The organism is Streptomyces sp. Tu 3180 (assembly GCF_009852415.1).
GTDB lineage: Bacteria > Actinomycetota > Actinomycetes > Streptomycetales > Streptomycetaceae > Streptomyces.
The window spans coordinates 627,985-645,400 of the sequence record NZ_WOXS01000002.1 but is presented as its reverse complement, the minus strand read 5'-3'; the positions used below and the strand labels follow the sequence as shown (position 1 = coordinate 645,400).

The 17,416-nt window shown below is 75.8% G+C and carries 3 protein-coding genes and 1 pseudogene; all 4 read left to right on the top strand.

Annotated features, from left to right (window positions below):
• The first annotated feature begins 36 nt into the window (after nt 1-36).
• Nucleotides 37-9,255: pseudogene (locus tag GL259_RS39285) on the top strand (type I polyketide synthase).
• Entirely contained in the window at nt 9,156-14,864 is a 5,709-nt protein-coding gene (locus GL259_RS39280; RefSeq protein ID WP_347814646.1) for a type I polyketide synthase, read from the top strand. The pseudogene GL259_RS39285 and the gene GL259_RS39280 overlap by 100 nt, the downstream one beginning before the upstream one ends.
• Nucleotides 14,865-15,118: 254 nt before the next feature.
• Nucleotides 15,119-16,186 (top strand): glucose-1-phosphate thymidylyltransferase, encoded by a 1,068-nt coding sequence (locus GL259_RS03895; protein WP_159529186.1) that lies wholly within the window; start codon nt 15,119-15,121, stop codon nt 16,184-16,186.
• A complete protein-coding gene (locus tag GL259_RS03890) occupies nt 16,183-16,986 on the top strand; it encodes a futalosine hydrolase (protein WP_159529185.1) in 804 nt (267 codons plus the stop codon). Before GL259_RS03895 ends, GL259_RS03890 begins: the two co-directional genes overlap by 4 nt.
• The last annotated feature ends 430 nt before the right edge of the window (nt 16,987-17,416 follow it).

The window sequence follows — 17,416 nt, the reverse complement described above, 5'->3', positions numbered from 1 at the left end:
CGACACGATCTCCCGATTCTCGAAGGGCTGACTGCCATGGGCAACACGGACAACACCGAGGACAAGCTCCGCGAGTACCTCAAGCGCGTCACCACCGACCTGCGCCAGACCCGGCGCCGGCTCACCGACCTGGAGACGCGAGCGCACGAACCGATCGCCATCGTGGCGACCGCCTGCCGTATGCCCGGCGGCGTGCGCACCCCCGAGGACCTGTGGCAGATCGTCGCCGACGGCGTCGACACCGTCTCGGACCTGCCGACCGACCGTGGCTGGGACCTGGACGCGCTCTACGACCCGGACCCCGACCGGGTCGGCACGAGCTACGTCCGCCGAGGCGCCTTCCTGCACGACGCCGCCGAGTTCGACGCCGGTTTCTTCGAGATCTCGCCGCGTGAGGCGACGGCGATGGACCCGCAGCAGCGGCTGCTGCTGGAGACCACCTGGGAAGCGTTCGAGCGGGCCGGCATCGACCCGACCACCCTGCGCGGCAGCTCCACCGGCGTCTTCATCGGCGCGAGCAACCAGGCGTACGCCAACGACGGCACCGGAGCCCCCGAAGGCGTCGAAGGCCACTTGCTGACCGGCGGATCCGCCGCGGTCCTGTCCGGCCGCATCGCCTACAGCCTCGGCTTCGAGGGGCCCGCCGTCAGCCTCGACACCATGTGCTCGTCCTCGCTGGTCGCGCTGCACCTCGCGGTGCGCGCCCTGCGCTCCGGCGAGTGCTCCATGGCCGTCGCCGGCGGCGCCACCGTCATGGCCACCATGCGCAACTTCATCGAGTTCAGCCGTCAGCGCGGTCTCGCGCCCGACGGCCGCTGCAAGCCGTTCGCCGCCGGAGCCGACGGCACCGGCTGGGGCGAAGGAGTCGGCGTGCTGCTGCTGGAGCGGCTGTCGGACGCCCGGGCCAACGGGCACCGGGTCCTCGCGGTGGTGCGGGGCACCGCGGTCAACCAGGACGGTGCGTCCAACGGTCTCACCGCGCCCAACGGTCCGTCGCAGGAGCGGGTGATCCGGGCGGCGCTGGCGGACGCGGGGGTGTCGGCGGCGGAGGTGGACGTGGTCGAGGCGCACGGCACCGGCACCCGGCTGGGTGATCCGATCGAGGCGCAGGCGCTGCTCGCCACCTACGGGCGGGAGCACGACGCCGGCCGTCCCCTCTGGCTGGGTTCGGTGAAGTCCAACATCGGTCACACCCAGGCCGCCTCCGGCATCGCCGGCGTCATCAAGATGGTCGAGGCGCTGCGGCACGACATCGTCCCCAAGTCCCTGCACGCGGACGAGCCCACCCCCCACGTCGACTGGTCCTCCGGCACGCTGCGCCTGCTCACCGAAGCCGTCGCATGGCCCGAGCACGACCGGCCGCGCCGCGTCGGCGTCTCCTCCTTCGGCGGCAGCGGCACCAACGCCCATGTCGTCATCGAGCAGGCGCCCGCTGCCGAGGAGCCGGAAGTCCCCGCCACCGAGCGGCCCGGCGCCGTCGTGCCGTGGCTGCTCTCCGCCCGCTCCGCGGACGCGCTGCGGGAGCAGGCCCAGCGACTCGCCGAGCGCGTGCGGTCCGCGGACCTCGGCACCGCGGACGTCGCCCACACCCTCGCCACCGGCCGTGCCGCCCTGGAGGAGCGCGCGGTGGTCGTCGGCGCCGACCGCGACACCCTGCTGAACGCCCTGCGCGCCCTGGCCCGCGGCGAACAGCCCGCCGGCACCGCACGCGGCCTCACCACGAGCCCCGGCGAGACCGTCGATCCGGTGTTCGTGTTCCCGGGTCAGGGGGCGCAGTGGGTGGGGATGGCGGTGGAGCTGTTGGAGTCCTCGCCGGTGTTCGCGGCGCGGTTCGCGGAGTGCGATGCGGCCCTGTCGCGGTTTGTGGACTGGTCGTTGGTGGATGTGGTGCGTGGTGGGCCGGGCGTGCCGGGGCTGGACCGGGTGGATGTGGTGCAGCCGGTGTTGTGGGCGGTGATGGTGTCGTTGGCGGCGGTGTGGGAGTCGTTCGGGGTGCGGCCGGCCGCGGTGGTGGGGCACTCGCAGGGTGAGATCGCCGCCGCGGTGGTGTCGGGTGCGCTGAGTGTGGCGGACGGTGCGCGGGTGGTGGCGTTGCGGTCGCGGGCGATCGTGGCGCTGGCCGGCCGCGGCGGCATGGTCTCGGTCGCTCTTTCCCGCGAGGACACCGATGTTCTGCTCGCCGGGTGGGAGGGGCGGGTCTGGGTCGCGGCGGTCAACGGGCCCACCTCGACGGTGGTGTCCGGGGACGCGGACGCGCTGGACGAGCTGGTCGCCCGGGCGGAGGCGTCGGGCATTCGGGTGCGTCGTATCGAGGTGGACTATGCCTCGCACTCGGCGCATGTCGAGGCCCTTGAGGCGGAGTTGGCGCAGGTGCTGGGCCCGGTCGTGGCGGGGGTGGCGTCGGTGCCGTTCTTGTCGACGGTGACGGGGGAGTGGGTCGGCGCGGGTGAGACGGATGCCGGGTACTGGTATCGCAATCTGCGTCAGACGGTGCTGCTGGAGCCGGCCGTGCGGCGGCTGGTGGCCGAGGGGCACGGCGCGTTCCTGGAGATGAGTCCGCATCCGGTGCTGACGGTGCCGGTGGCGGAGACCATCGAGGCGGCCGGCGCGGACGCGGTGGTGGTGGGGTCGCTGCGGCGGGGCGAGGGCGGTCTGGAGCGCCTGTACGCGTCGCTGGGTGAGGCGTGGGCGGGGGGTGTCGCGGTCGACTGGACGGCGGCCTTCGCGGGGCTGTCCCCGCGCCGCGTCGACCTGCCGACCTATGCCTTCCAGCGGCGGCGTTACTGGCTGGAGGCGCCGAAGGCGGAGGCGAGGGCCGCCGATCCGGTGGAGGAGCAGTTCTGGCGCACCGTCCAGGACGGTGACCTCCGGGAAGTCGCCCGTACCCTCGGGCTGGAGCGCACCGACGGTCTGGGTGAGATCGTCCCGGCGCTGGCCGCCTGGCGGCGGGCGGGCCGCGACCGTGCCACGCTCGACAACTGGCGCTACCGGGTGGTCTGGCGGCCCCACGACCTGCCCGCCGCCGGCACCCTGGACGGCACCTGGCTCCTCGCCGTCCCCGAGACACACCTGCGCTCCCCCCTGGTCACCGCCGTGGCCCGCGCCCTCGGACAGGCGGGCGCGACCACCGTCACCCTTGCCATGGACGCCGGCGACCCGGACCGTGCACGGGTCGCCGCCCGGCTCGCGGACGCCGTCTCGGCGACCGAGCCGGCCTCCCCGCGAGGTGTCGTCTCCCTGCTCGCACTCGACGAGCGGGCCGCCCCCGGCCACCCGGGTGCCACCGCCGGCATGACCTCCTCCCTCGCCCTGCTCCAGGGACTGCTGGACGCCGGCCTGGAGGCCCCGCTGTGGATCCTGACCAGCGAGGCCGTCACCACCGGCACCGGTGACGCCGTCCGTAACCCGCTCCAGGGCGCCCTGTGGGGCTTCGGACGGGTCGTCGCCCTGGAGCAGCCCCGGCGCTGGGGCGGACTGGTGGACCTGCCCGCCGAGCTGGACGGGGACACCGCACGCGGGCTCGTCGCCGTGCTCGCCGCCCGTGCCGACGAGGACCAGACCGCACTGCGCGGCCGGACCGCGCACATCCGCCGTCTGGTGCGGGCCCCGCTGGCCGGACGTACCGCACCGCGCGCCTGGCGCACCAGCGGAGCCGCGCTGGTCACGGGTGGAACCGGCGGCCTCGGCGCCCACACCGCCCGGCTGCTGGCCCGCAAGGGCGCCGAGCACCTGGTGCTGACCAGCCGTCGTGGGCCGGACGCCCCCGGCGCCGCCGCACTGCGCGAGGAACTGACCGCCCTGGGCTGCCGGGTCACCGTCGCGGCCTGCGACGTGGCCGACCGCGAGGCCTTGGAACGCCTGGTGGCCGAGGTCGAGTCCGACGGGCCCGCCATCCGGACCGTCGTGCACACCGCCGGCGTCGGCATGCTCGCCCCCCTCGCCGAAACCGACCTGGACTTCTTCGCCGAGGGTGCCAGAGCCAAGCTGCTCGGCGCGGTGAACCTCGACGCCGTCTTCGACCACGACCGGCTGGACGCCTTCGTCCTCTACTCGTCCGTCGCCGGCACCTGGGGCAGCGGCGACCACGGCGCGTACGCGGCCTCCAACGCCTACGTCGACGCGCTCGCCGACCACCGCAGGGCCCGCGGCCTGACCGGGACGTCCATCGCGTGGGGCATCTGGAGCCCCGAGGGCGGCGGTATGGCCGTCAACGTGGTGCGCGAGCAGCTGCGCTGGCGCGGCATCCCGTTCATGGACGCGGAACTGGCCGTCACCGGCCTCGAGCAGGCACTGGACCACGACGACACCTTCCTGGCCGTCGCCGACATCGACTGGGAACGCTTCGTCCCCGTCTTCACGGCCGTCCACCCCCGGCCCCTGCTGCACGAGGTCCCCGAGGTGGCCGAGGCCATGAAGGCCGACGAGCCCGACGCGGCCCGGTCCGCCGACCGCCTCGGCGGACTGCGCGCGGAACTGGCCGCCCTGTCCGGCGCCGAGCGCGTGCGGACCCTCACCGACGTCGTGCGCACCCAGGTCGCCGCCGTCCTCGGCCACGCCGACGGCAACGAGATCGCCCCGCAGCGCGCCTTCCGGGAACTCGGCTTCGACTCCCTCACCGCCGTCGAACTGCGCAACCGCCTCAACGCGGCGACCGGACTGACCCTCCCCGCCACCGTCGTCTTCGACTTCCCGAACGTCCACGACCTCGTCCGGCACCTGCTCGGACACCTCGTCGGGGACACGGCGGGCGAGCGGGCCGCCGCCGTGCCCGCCGCACCGGCGAACGGCCCCGCACACCGGGACGAGCCCATCGCGATCGTCTCGATGGGCTGCCGCTTCCCCGGCGGAGTGCACTCGCCCGAAGACTTCTGGCGGCTCGTCCTCGACGGGACCGACGCCATCTCCGCCCTGCCCGCCGACCGTGGCTGGGACGTGGCGAACCTGTACGACCCCGACCCGGACCGGCCCGGCACCACTTACGCCCGCGAAGGCGGATTCCTGCACGACGCCGCCGAGTTCGACGCCGGCTTCTTCGGCATCTCGCCGCGTGAGGCGACGGCGATGGACCCGCAGCAGCGACTGCTGCTGGAGACCAGCTGGGAGACCCTGGAACGGGCCGGCATCGCCCCCGACAGCCTGCGCGGCAGCGACACGGGCGTCTTCGTCGGGGTGTCCCACCAGGGATACGGCGCGAGCGGCGAGGTGCCCGAAGGACTCGAAGGACACCTGATCACCGGCACCGTCACCAGCATCGCCTCCGGCCGTGTCTCCTACACCCTGGGCCTCGAAGGCCCGGCCGTGACCCTGGACACCGGCTGCTCCTCCGCACTCGTCGCCCTGCACCTGGCCGTCCGGTCGCTGCGCTCCGGAGAGTGCTCCCTCGCCCTGACCGGTGGTGCCGCCGTCATGGGCGAGCCGATCGGCCTGGTGGGCTTCAGCCGCCAGCGGGGCCTGGCGGTGGACGGCCGCTGCAAGGCCTTCGGTGCCGACGCCGACGGTATGGGCATGGCCGAGGGCGTGGGCGTGCTGCTGCTGGAGCGGCTGTCGGACGCCCGGGCCAACGGGCACCGGGTGCTGGCCGTCGTCCGCGGCTCGGCCGTCAACCAGGACGGGGCCTCCAACGGCCTCACCGCGCCCAACGGCCGCTCCCAGCAGCGCGTCATCCGCGCCGCGCTGGCCGACGCCGGACTGTCCGGCGCGGAGGTGGACGTGGTCGAGGCGCACGGCACCGGCACCAGGCTCGGCGACCCGATCGAGGCGCAGGCCCTGCTCGCCACCTACGGGCGGGAGCACGACGCCGGCCGTCCCCTCTGGCTGGGTTCGGTGAAGTCCAACATCGGTCACACCCAGGCCGCCTCCGGCATCGCCGGCGTCATCAAGATGGTGCAGGCCATGCGGCACGGCGTCCTGCCCCGCACCCTGCACGCCGACGCGGTCTCCCCGTTCGTCGACTGGTCGACCGGACACGTCGAGGTCCTCACCGAGACCCGGCCCTGGAACGCGGACGGTCGTCCACGCCGGGCCGCCGTCTCGTCCTTCGGCGTCAGCGGCACCAACGCCCATGTGATCCTCGAACAGCCCGTCACCGAGCCGGAGTCCACCGAGCCGGCTCCGGCTCCGGCCGGCGCCGTCGTGCCGTGGCTGCTCTCCGCCCGCTCCGCGGACGCGCTGCGCGCCCAGGCCGAGCGACTGCTGTCCCACCTGGCGGACACCACCCCCGACCCCGCCGACGTGGCGCACTCCCTCCTCACGGGCCGTGCCGCCCTGGAGGAGCGCGCGGTGGTCGTCGGCGCCGACCGCGACACCCTCCTCGCCGGAGTCCGGGCCCTCGCCGCCGGCACCACCTCACCCGTCCTCGCCCGAGGCACCGCCCAGCGCATCGGCGAGACCGTCGATCCGGTGTTCGTGTTCCCGGGTCAGGGGGCGCAGTGGGTGGGGATGGCGGTGGAGCTGTTGGAGTCCTCGCCGGTGTTCGCGGCGCGGTTCGCGGAGTGCGGTGCGGCCCTGTCGTCCTTTGTGGACTGGTCGTTGGTGGATGTGGTGCGTGGTGGGCCGGGCGTGCCGGGGCTGGACCGGGTGGATGTGGTGCAGCCGGTGTTGTGGGCGGTGATGGTGTCGTTGGCGGCGGTGTGGGAGTCGTTCGGGGTGCGGCCGGCCGCGGTGGTGGGGCACTCGCAGGGTGAGATCGCCGCCGCGGTGGTGTCGGGTGCGCTGAGTGTGGCGGACGGTGCGCGGGTGGTGGCGTTGCGGTCGCGGGCGATCGTGGCGCTGGCCGGCCGCGGCGGCATGGTCTCGGTCGCTCTTTCCCGCGAGGACACCGATGTTCTGCTCGCCGGGTGGGAGGGGCGGGTCTGGGTCGCGGCGGTCAACGGGCCCACCTCGACGGTGGTGTCCGGGGACGCGGACGCGCTGGACGAGCTGGTCGCCCGGGCGGAGGCGTCGGGCATTCGGGTGCGTCGTATCGAGGTGGACTATGCCTCGCACTCGGCGCATGTCGAGGCCCTTGAGGCGGAGTTGGCGCAGGTGCTGGGCCCGGTCGTGGCGGGGGTGGCGTCGGTGCCGTTCTTGTCGACGGTGACGGGGGAGTGGGTCGGCGCGGGTGAGACGGATGCCGGGTACTGGTATCGCAATCTGCGTCAGACGGTGCTGCTGGAGCCGGCCGTGCGGCGGCTGGTGGCCGAGGGGCACGGCGCGTTCCTGGAGATGAGTCCGCATCCGGTGCTGACGGTGCCGGTGGCGGAGACCATCGAGGCGGCCGGCGCGGACGCGGTGGTGGTGGGGTCGCTGCGGCGGGGCGAGGGCGGTCTGGAGCGCCTGTACGCGTCCATGGGTGAGGCGTGGGCGGGGGGTGTCGCGGTCGACTGGACGGCGGCCTTCGCGGGGCTGTCCCCGCGCCGCGTCGACCTGCCGACCTACGCCTTCCAGCGGCGGCGTTACTGGCTCGAACCGGCCGCCCGCCCGGCCGCTCCCGAGGTGGTTTCCGACGGTGTGGACCCCCTCGACGACGACTTCTGGACCAGTGTCGAGAACCACGACCTCGACGCCCTCGCCGGGGACCTGGGAATCGACGACGTCCGCTCGCTGGCGAAGGTCGTGCCGGCGCTGTCGTCCTGGCGGCGCGACCGCCTCAACCGTTCGACCCTCGACGGCTGGCGCTACCGCGTGACCTGGCGGCCCCGCGCCGAACAACCGGCCGGCGCCGCCGCCCTCCAGGGCGTCTGGCTGGCGGTCGTGCCCGCCGGACACGCGACCGATCCCTTCGTCCGCGACGTCCTCGACGCCGTCGCCGGGCACGCGGACGAGGTGCGCGTGCTGTCCGCCGGAGCGGCCGAGGCCGAACGCGACCGCATGGCGGACCTCGTACGGCAGCACACCGCGGACACCACCGTCGGCGGCGTGCTCTCGCTGCTCGCGCTGGACGAGTCGCCGTGGTCGCGGGAGGGCGTGCTGCCCACCGGCCTGGTGCTGATGACCGCCCTGCTCCAGGCGCTCGGCGACGCACGGGTCGACGCACCCGTGTGGTGCGCCACGCGCGGCGCCGTCACCGTCCGCCGCGGCGACCCGCTCGTCAGCCCCCTGCAGGCGATGAGCTGGGGCCTCGGACGCATCGCGGCCCTGGAGTACCCGCAGCGCTGGGGCGGGCTCGTCGACCTGCCCGGGACGCTCGACACCCGCGCCGCCCGCCGTCTGGCCACCGCCCTGTCCGGGACGCTGGAGGAGGACCACCTCGCGGTGCGCCCGTCCGGGACCTTCGCCCGCCGGCTGGTGCGCGCGGGCGACGGACCGCGCCCCGCGGGCACCTGGACGCCGTCCGGCACCGTCCTCGTCACCGGCGGCACCGGCGGACTCGGCCGGCACGTCGCCCGCTGGCTCGCCCGCGGCGGCGCCGAACACCTGGTGCTCGTCTCCCGGCGCGGGCCGGCCGCCCCCGGCGCCGACGGCCTCGTGGCCGAACTCGCGGAACTCGGCACCCCGGCGAGCGTCGTCGCCTGCGACGTGTCCGACGCCGAGGCCGTCCGCCGACTCGTCGACGACCTGCCCGGGGCGGCACCCTGACCGCCGTCTTCCACACCGCGGGCATCATCGACGACGGCCTCATCGACGCCCTCACCCCGCAGCGGGCCCACGACGTACTGCGGCCCAAGGCCGACGCGGCGCTCGCTCTCGACGCCGCCACCCGGCACCTCGACCTCGACGCGTTCGTCCTGTTCTCCTCCATGGCGGGCACCCTCGGCGGACCCGGTCAGGGCAGCTACGCCGCGGCCAACGCCCATCTCGACGCCCTCGCCGCCCGCCGGCGCGCCGAGGGCCTGCCGGCCACCTCGATCGGCTGGGGCACCTGGGCCGGCGGTGGCATGGTCGGCGAGGAGGTCGCCGAACGGCTGCGCCGCGACGGCGTACCGCCGATGGACCCCGAACTCGCCGTCGCCGCCCTGCAGAGGGCGCTCGACCAGGACGAGGAGTTCCTCGTCGTGGCCGACGTCGACTGGAAGCTCATCACGGCCCGGGCCTTCGCCGCGCTGCGCGAACTCCCCGAGACCCGGGCCGCCGTCGCCGACCGGGCGACGGAGAAGGAGACCGACCCGGTCGACGGGCCGCCGCTCGTCAAGCGGCTGGCCGCCCTGGCTCCCGCCGAGCGCCGCGCCGCCCTGCTCATGGAGATCCGCACGCAGGCCGCCGCCGTCCTCGGACACGACGACGCCGCCGCCGTCCCCGAGGGCCGGGCCTTCCGCGACCTCGGCTTCGACTCGCTGACCGCGGTCGAACTGCGCAACCGGTTCGCCGAGGCCACCGGGCTGCGGCTGCCGGTCACCCTCGCCTTCGACCACCCCTCCGCGTCCGCCCTCGCCGCCCACCTGGACAGCGAGCTGTTCGGCGGACGGACCACCGACGCCCTGCCCGTCCTGCCCACGGCGTCCGTGACCGACGACCCCGTGGTCATCGTCGGCATGGGCTGCCGCTTCCCCGGCGGAGTCACCTCCCCGGAGGAGCTGTGGCGGCTCGTCGCCGACGGCACCGACGCCATCACCCCGTTCCCCGGCGACCGCGGCTGGGACGTCGAGAACCTGTACGACCCCGACCCCGACCGGGCCGGCCGCTCCTACACCCGGCACGGCGGGTTCCTGCACGACGCCGACCGGTTCGACCCGGTGTTCTTCGGCATCTCGCCGCGTGAGGCCGTCGCCATCGACCCGCAGCACCGGCTGCTGCTCGAGACCTCCTGGGAGACGTTCGAACGCGCCGGCATCGACCCGGAGGGGATGCGCGGCGCCCGGGCCGGCGTGTTCGTGGGCTCCAACTACAACGACTACGCCCGCAGGGTCCACCGGGCCCCCGAGGAACTGGAGGGATACCTGGCCACCGGCAGCGCGAGCAGCGTCGCCTCCGGCCGCGTCGCCTACACCTTCGGCCTGGAGGGACCCGCCGTCACCGTCGACACCGCCTGCTCCTCGTCGCTGGTCGCCCTGCACCTGGCCGTGCAGGCCCTGCGGTCCGGGGAGTGCGAGCTGGCCCTGGCCGGCGGCGTCACCGTGATGTCCACCCCGGACACGTTCGTCGAGTTCAGCCGGCAGCGCGCGCTGTCACCCGACGGGCGCTGCAAGCCGTTCGCCGCCGAGGCCGACGGAGCGGGCTGGGCCGAGGGCGTCGGCCTGCTCCTGCTGGAACGCCTCTCCGACGCCCGCCGCCACGGGCACCCGGTGCTGGCCGTCGTCGCCGGCACCGCGGTCAACCAGGACGGCGCCTCCAACGGACTGACCGCGCCCAGCGGCCCCGCCCAGCAGCGCGTCATCCGCCAGGCCCTCGCCTCCGCCGGACTCTCCCCGGCCGACGTCGACGCCGTCGAGGCGCACGGCACCGGCACCAGGCTCGGCGATCCGATCGAGGCGCAGGCCCTGCTCGCCACCTACGGCCAGGACCGGCCCGCCGGACGCCCGCTGTGGCTGGGGGCGCTGAAGTCCAACATCGGGCACACCCAGGCCGCCTCCGGGGTCGCCGGCGTCATCAAGATGGTGATGGCGATGCGGCACGGCGTCCTGCCGCGCACCCTGCACGCCGACCGTCCCTCCCCGCACGTCGACTGGTCCAGCGGCGCCGTGCGCCTGCTGCACGAGGAGCGGCCCTGGGAACCGGGCGACGGCCCGCGGCGCGCCGGGGTCTCCTCCTTCGGCGTCAGCGGGACCAACGCCCACGTCATCCTCCAGGAGCCGGACCTCCCCGCACCGCCGCGACCGCGGCCCGGCGCCCGGCCCGCGCGGACACTGCCCTGGCTGCTGTCCGCCCGCGGCACCGCCGCCCTGCGCGACCAGGCCCGCCGCCTCCTCGACCACCTCGCCGCCCACCCGCAGACCCCGCCGGCCGACCTCGCGCTGTCCCTGGCCACCACCCGCGCCCAGCTGGAGGACCGGGCGGCCGTCGTGGCCGACACCACCGACGACCTCACCCGGGCGCTCACCGCTCTCACCGAGGGGCGCGAACACCCCGGCCTGACCACGGGACGCGCCCGCGGCGGCAGGACGGCGTTCCTCTTCCCGGGCCAGGGCGCCCAGCGCCCCGGGACCGGCCGCGCCCTCTACGAGACCCACGACGTGTTCGCCGACGCCCTCGACGCCGTCTGCGCCCACCTCGACGCCCACCTCGGCACACCCCTGCGCGACGTCCTGTTCGCCGAACCCGGCACCCCGGAGGCGGCCCTCCTCGACCGCACCGACTACACCCAGGCCGCGCTGTTCGCCGTGCAGGTCGCCCTGTACCGCCTGCTGGAGAGCCTGGACGTACGGCCCGACGTGCTGCTCGGCCACTCCGTCGGCGAGATCGCGGTCGCCCACGTCGCCGGCGCCCTCGCCCTGGAGGACGCCTGCCACCTCGTGGCCGTACGCGGCCGGCTCATGGCGGACCTCCCCGAGGGCGGAGCCATGATCTCCGTACAGGCCCCGGCGGAGGAGGTGACGCCGCTGCTGGCCGCCTACGGGGGCCGGGTGGCCGTCGCCGCCGACAACAGCCCCCTCGCCACCACGCTGTCCGGCGACGAGGGCGACGTCGCCGCGCTCGCCGCCGAACTCGCCGCGCAGGGCCGCAGGACCCGCCGGCTCAACGTCGGCCACGCCTTCCACTCGCACCACGTGGACGGCATGCTCGACGCCTTCGGCGAACACACCGCACGGCTGCCGCACGCGGCCCCCGAGCTGCCGGTGGTGTCCACCGTCACCGGACGCCCCGTCACCGCCGACGAACCCCTCGACGGCGCCTACTGGGTGCGCCAGGTCCGCGACGGCGTCCGCTTCCGGTCCGGTGTGCGCACCCTGGAGGAACAGGGCGTCACCACCTACGTGGAGATCGGCCCGGGCGGCGTGCTCACCGCGCTCGCCGGGGAATGCGTCGGCGGCGACGCCCTCCTGGTGCCCACCCTCGGCCGGGACACCGAGGAGAACCGGTCACTGACCTCCGCCCTGGCCCGGCTGCACACCCACGGCCACCGCGTCGGCTGGGACACCTGGTTCGCCCCCACCGGCGCCCGGCGCACCGACCTGCCGACCTACCCCTTCCAGCGGCGCCGCTACTGGCTGGAGGCGGCCGGCACGGCCGGCGCGGACCCGGACTCCGTACACCACCCCCTGGTCACCGCGGCCGTTCCGCTGGCCGACGGGGACGGCCTGGTCCTGACCGGGACCGTCTCGGCGGACAGCCGGCCCTGGCTCGCCGACCACGTCCTCGACGGCCGGATCCTGTTCCCCGGCACCGCCTTCCTGGACATCGCCCTCGAGGCGTGCGCCCACGTGGGCGCCGCCCGCGTCGGCGACCTCACGCTGAACACGCCGCTCGTCCTGCCCGGACACGGCGGCGTGCAGCTCCAGGTCGGCGTCTCCGCACCCGACGCGGACGGCGACCGCACCCTGACCGTGCACTCCCGCCCCGTCACCGGCGACGGCGCGGACGCACCCTGGACCCGGCACGCCGAAGGCGTCCTCTGCGCCGCCCCCGCAGCCGCCGGCGAGCCCGCCCCGGCCGCCTGGCCGCCGCCCGGCGCCACCCCGGTGGACGTGAGCGGCCTGTACGAGGGGATCGCCGCACGGGGCTTCGCCTACGGTCCCGCCTTCCGCGGGCTGCGCGCCGCCTGGCGCGACGGCGACACGGTGTACGCGGAGGTCGCCCCCGAGGAGGGCGAACACCTCCAGGGCACCGGCCGGTTCCGCATCCACCCCGCCCTCCTCGACGCGGCCCTGCACACCACGGCCCTCACCGCCACCGACGGCACGGGCACCGCGGTGCCGTTCACCTTCCAGGACGTCACCCCGCACGCCGCCGGGCCCGCCGCCCTGCGGGTGCGGCTCGTACCGGCCGGGGAGCACACCCACCGGGTGACGCTCCTCGACGGCAGCGGGGCGCCGGTCGCGGAGATCGGCACGCTCGCCCTGCGGGCCGTGGACACCGCGGCCCTGCCGGCCGCCGCGGGCGCCGGCGCGCTGCACACCGTCCGCTGGACCCCGGCCGCCCCCGCCGCGCCGTCCGGCGCCGTCGCCCCGCTGCACCTGGTGGGCCCGGCGGCGGACCTCACCGGCCACCCGGCCCTGGCCGGATGCGTGCGGCACGCCGATCCGGCCGCGCTGGCCACGGCGACCGCCGTACCGCGCACCGTGCTGGCCGTCGTGCCGACGCCCGACGAGGACACCGACCCCGCCACCGCCGCCCGGCACACCACCCACCACGTGCTGCGTCTGGTGACCGAATGGCTCGCGCAGGACGCCCTCGCCGCGTCCCGGCTGGTCCTGCTGACCCGCCACGCGGTCTCCACCGGGCTCGGCGACGCCTCCCTCACCGACCCCGCGCACGCCGCCGTATGGGGCCTGGTCCGCGCGGCGCGGACCGAGAACCCGGGCCGGTTCGCGCTCGTCGACCACGACGGCACCGCCGCCTCCCTGGCCCTGCTGCCGGCCGTCCCGGCCGACGCGGACGGCGAGACCGCGCTGCGGGACGGAGTCGCCCTGGTCCCCCGGCTGACCCCCGTCACGCCCGACGCCGACGCGCCCGACGCGGTCGGCGACGGCACGGTGCTCGTCACCGGCGCCGGCGGTGTCCTGGCCCGGCGGGTCGCCCGCCACCTGGTGACCGCGCACGGCACCCGCTCGCTGCTGCTGGCCGGACGGCGCGGCCCCGCCGCCGAGGGCATGACCGAGCTGTGCGAGGAACTGCGCGGCCACGGCGCCCGCGTCACCGTCGCCGCCTGCGACGTGACCGACCGGGACGCCCTGACCGCCCTGCTCGCCCAGGTCCCCGACGACCGGCCGCTGACCGCGGTCGTGCACACCGCCGGCGTCCTCGACGACGGCGTCGTGCAGTCGCTCACCCCCGCACGCCTGGACACGGTGCTGCGCGCCAAGGCCGACGCGGCCCTGCTGCTGGCGGAACTCACCCGCGACACCGGCGCCGCGCTCGTCCTGTTCTCCTCCCTCGCCGGCACCCTCGGCGGGGCCGGACAGGCCAACTACTCGGCCGCCAACGCCTTCCTCGACGCGTTCGCCACCCGCAGCGCCGCCGCCGGACGCCGCGTGCAGTCCCTCGCCTGGGGGCTGTGGGCGGAGCGCAGCGGCATGACCGGCACCCTGGCCGAGGCCGACCTGCGCCGCATCGCCCGCAGCGGCCTGCGCCCCATGGACACCGCCGACGCGCTCGCCCTGCTGGACACGGCGCTGCGCAGCACGCAAGCCTGGTTCGCCCCCGCCGACCTGGACCCCGGCGCGCTGCGCGGACCGGACGGCTCGGTGCCCGGCCTGCTCCGTGACCTCACCGCGGACCGCGTCCGGCCCCCGGCCCGTACGGCTCCCGCCGCCCCGGCCGGGGACAGCCTGCGCGAACGCCTCGCCGCGCTCGACCCGGGCGCCCGCCACGGCGCCGTACTGGAAGCCGTGCTCGCCCAGGCGGCCCTGGTCATCGGCCACGGCACGCCCGACTCCCTCGACCCCGAGCGGGGCTTCCTGGACATCGGCTTCGACTCCCTGACCGCCGTCGAACTGCGCAACCGGCTCGGCGCCCTCGCGGGCGTACGGCTGCCGGCGACGCTCATGTTCGACCACCCCACCCCCGAGCGGCTCGCCGCGCACCTGCTGGAGCGGATGGCGCCCGCCGACCCGCCCGCCGCCACTCGCGCCCCCGTCCCCGACCGGCTGGAGCGACTGGAGGCGCAGTTCGCGGACGCGCTCGCGGACCCGGCCCTCCACGAGGGACTGCGGGTACGGCTGCGCGGCTTCCTGGACCGGCTCGACGGCGCCGCGGCACCGGTCCCGGAAGGGGGCCCGGACGCACTCGCCGACGAGGTCTCCGACGAGGAGCTCCGCGCCTTCCTGGAGGGCGACCTGGACGACGCCTGACCACCGGCCGCCGGCCGTCGCGGTACGGACGCGTTCCGGCCGCGGCGGCCCCGGCCCGCCCCCCCCGCCCGCCCGCGGCCGAACCCCCCGCGGCCCGCCACCGGCCCGCACCCCTCGGCCGCCCGATCCGTCCCGCCACCCCGACCCCGACCCGGCGCCCGCACGACCGCGCGCGCCCCGCCCACCGATCCGCTCCACACGGCCGGGACCTCCCACCCCCACCGGCCGTCCGCCCCCGTCACCTGGATGGAACAGTGAAGGCTCTTGTGCTCGCGGGGGGATCCGGTACGCGACTGCGGCCGATCACCCACACGTCCAGCAAACAGCTGGTCCCGGTCGCCAACAAGCCGATCCTCTTCTACGGACTGGAATCCATCGCCGCCGCCGGCATCACCGAGGTCGGCGTCATCGTCGGCAGCACCGCCGCCGAGATCGAGGCCGCGGTCGGCGACGGTTCCGCGTTCGGCCTCGACGTCACCTACATCCCGCAGAGCGAACCCCTCGGGCTCGCCCACGCGGTCCTCATCGCCCGGCCCTTCCTCGGCGACGACGACTTCGTGATGTACCTCGGCGACAACTTCGTCCTGGACGGCATCAGCGACGTCGTCGACGAGTTCCGCAAGAACCCCTGCGACGCGCAGATCCTGCTCACCCGCGTCAGCGACCCCACCGCCTTCGGCGTGGCCGTGACCGACGACCAGGGCAACGTCGTCGACCTCGAGGAGAAGCCGCGGACACCGCGCAGCGACCTCGCCGTCGCCGGCGTCTACCTGTTCGGCCCCGCCGTCCACGACGCCGTCCGCGCCGTCCGGCCCTCCGCCCGCGGCGAGCTGGAGATCACCGACGCCCTCCAGTGGATGATCGACCGGCGGATGACCGTACGCTCCACGGTCATCACCGGCTACTGGAAGGACACCGGGAACGTCACCGACATGCTGGAGGTCAACCGCACCCTCCTGGAACGCCTCCAGCCCCGCGTCGACGGGCACGTGGACGAGGAGAGCGAGATCATCGGACGGGTCCGGATCGAGTCCGGGGCCCAGGTCCGGCGCTCGCGCATCGTGGGCCCCGCCATCATCGGTGCGGGCAGCGTCGTCACCGACTCCTACATCGGACCGTCCACGTCGGTCGCCGAGGAGTGCCGGATCAGCCACAGCGAGATCGAGTACTCCATCGTCCTGCGCGAGTCGTCCTTCGACCGCATCCGCCGCGTGGAGGGGTCCCTCGTCGGACGCAACGTCAAGGTCACCCTCGCGCCCCGGCTGCCCGCCACCCACCGCCTCGTGATCGGGGACCACGGACAGGTCCAGTTCTCCTCATGAGCGCCGTCCGCCTCCTCGTCGTCACCGCGGTCGCCGCCGAACGCGACGCCGCGGCCCGCGGGCTCCGCCCCGCCGCGGCGTCCCCGCCGCCCGCGCCGCCCGGGCGGGACGCGATCCGGGTGACGAGGGGCGGCGACGGCCCCGGACACCGGCCGGTCCGCGCCGACCTCGTCGCCGGAGGCGTCGGACCGGCCGCTTCGGCGGCGAGCACCGCGACCGCGCCCACCGCGGCGGCCGCCCGCGGCGAACCCTACGACCTGGTCGTCTCCGCCGGCATCGCGGGCGGGTTCGCCCCCGTCGCGGCCCCGGGCTCCGTCGTCGTCGCCGACCGGGTCATCGCCGCCGACCTGGGAGCCGACTCGCCCGACGGCTTCCTGCCCGCCGACGCCCTCGGCTTCGGCACCACCGAACACACCTGCGCGCCCCGCCTCGCCGCGGCCGTCGCCCGCGGCCTGGGCGCCGTCCACGCACCCGTCCTGACCGTCTCCACCGCCACCGGCACCGCCGGACGCGCCGCCCTGCTGCGGGAGCGCCACGACGCCGCCGCCGAGGCGATGGAGGGGTTCGGAGCCGCCGAGGCCACCGCCGGCCACGGCACACCGTTCCTGGAGATCCGCACCGTCTCCAACGCGGTCGGCCCCCGCGACCGCTCCGCCTGGCGCGTCCCGGAGGCACTGGCCGCCCTGGAGGACGCCTTCGCGGCCCCGCACGCCGTGCTCACACGGTGCGTTCCACCTCCCCATGGCCGACCGCCGGAAGTCCGCGGCAGCTCCGGGGCGGTGCCGTCTCCCCGCGGTTGACCGCCGTGTCCCCGGCCCGGCGGATCCCCCGCGGGGCCACCTCTCCCTGTGCCCGCCACCCGGGCGGCCGCGGCGGCCTCGCCCGGCCGGACCGCCGCCGGGCACCGGGCCGCATGCTAGGCACCGGCCGCATGCCGGGCTTTGAGTCGGGCGCCGGGCACCGGGCCGGCCGTGACTGCTGCGGCCGGCCTCCCCGGACGCGTGACCCCCGCCCCGACGGCGACGGACCCGGCCCCGCCTCCGTGCGCGCGTACGGCCGCGGAGCGACGCGGCCGTGGGCCGGCCGACGCCCCGGCCTGCGCGAACGCCGAACCGCGGACGATTTCAAGGGTTTCCCCAAACAACCCCGCCGGGGGCCGGAATCGGGTGACCGCGCGGGTCATGCTGTCCCCACCGCACGAGGAGATCGCCACCGGCCGGGCCCCACCGG

Coding starts and splice junctions, on each gene's coding strand:
- GL259_RS39280 (WP_347814646.1), top strand. CDS start 9,156: ATGGAGATCCGCACGCAGGCCGCCGCCGTCCTCGGACACGACGACGCC.
- GL259_RS03890 (WP_159529185.1), top strand. CDS start 16,183: ATGAGCGCCGTCCGCCTCCTCGTCGTCACCGCGGTCGCCGCCGAACGC.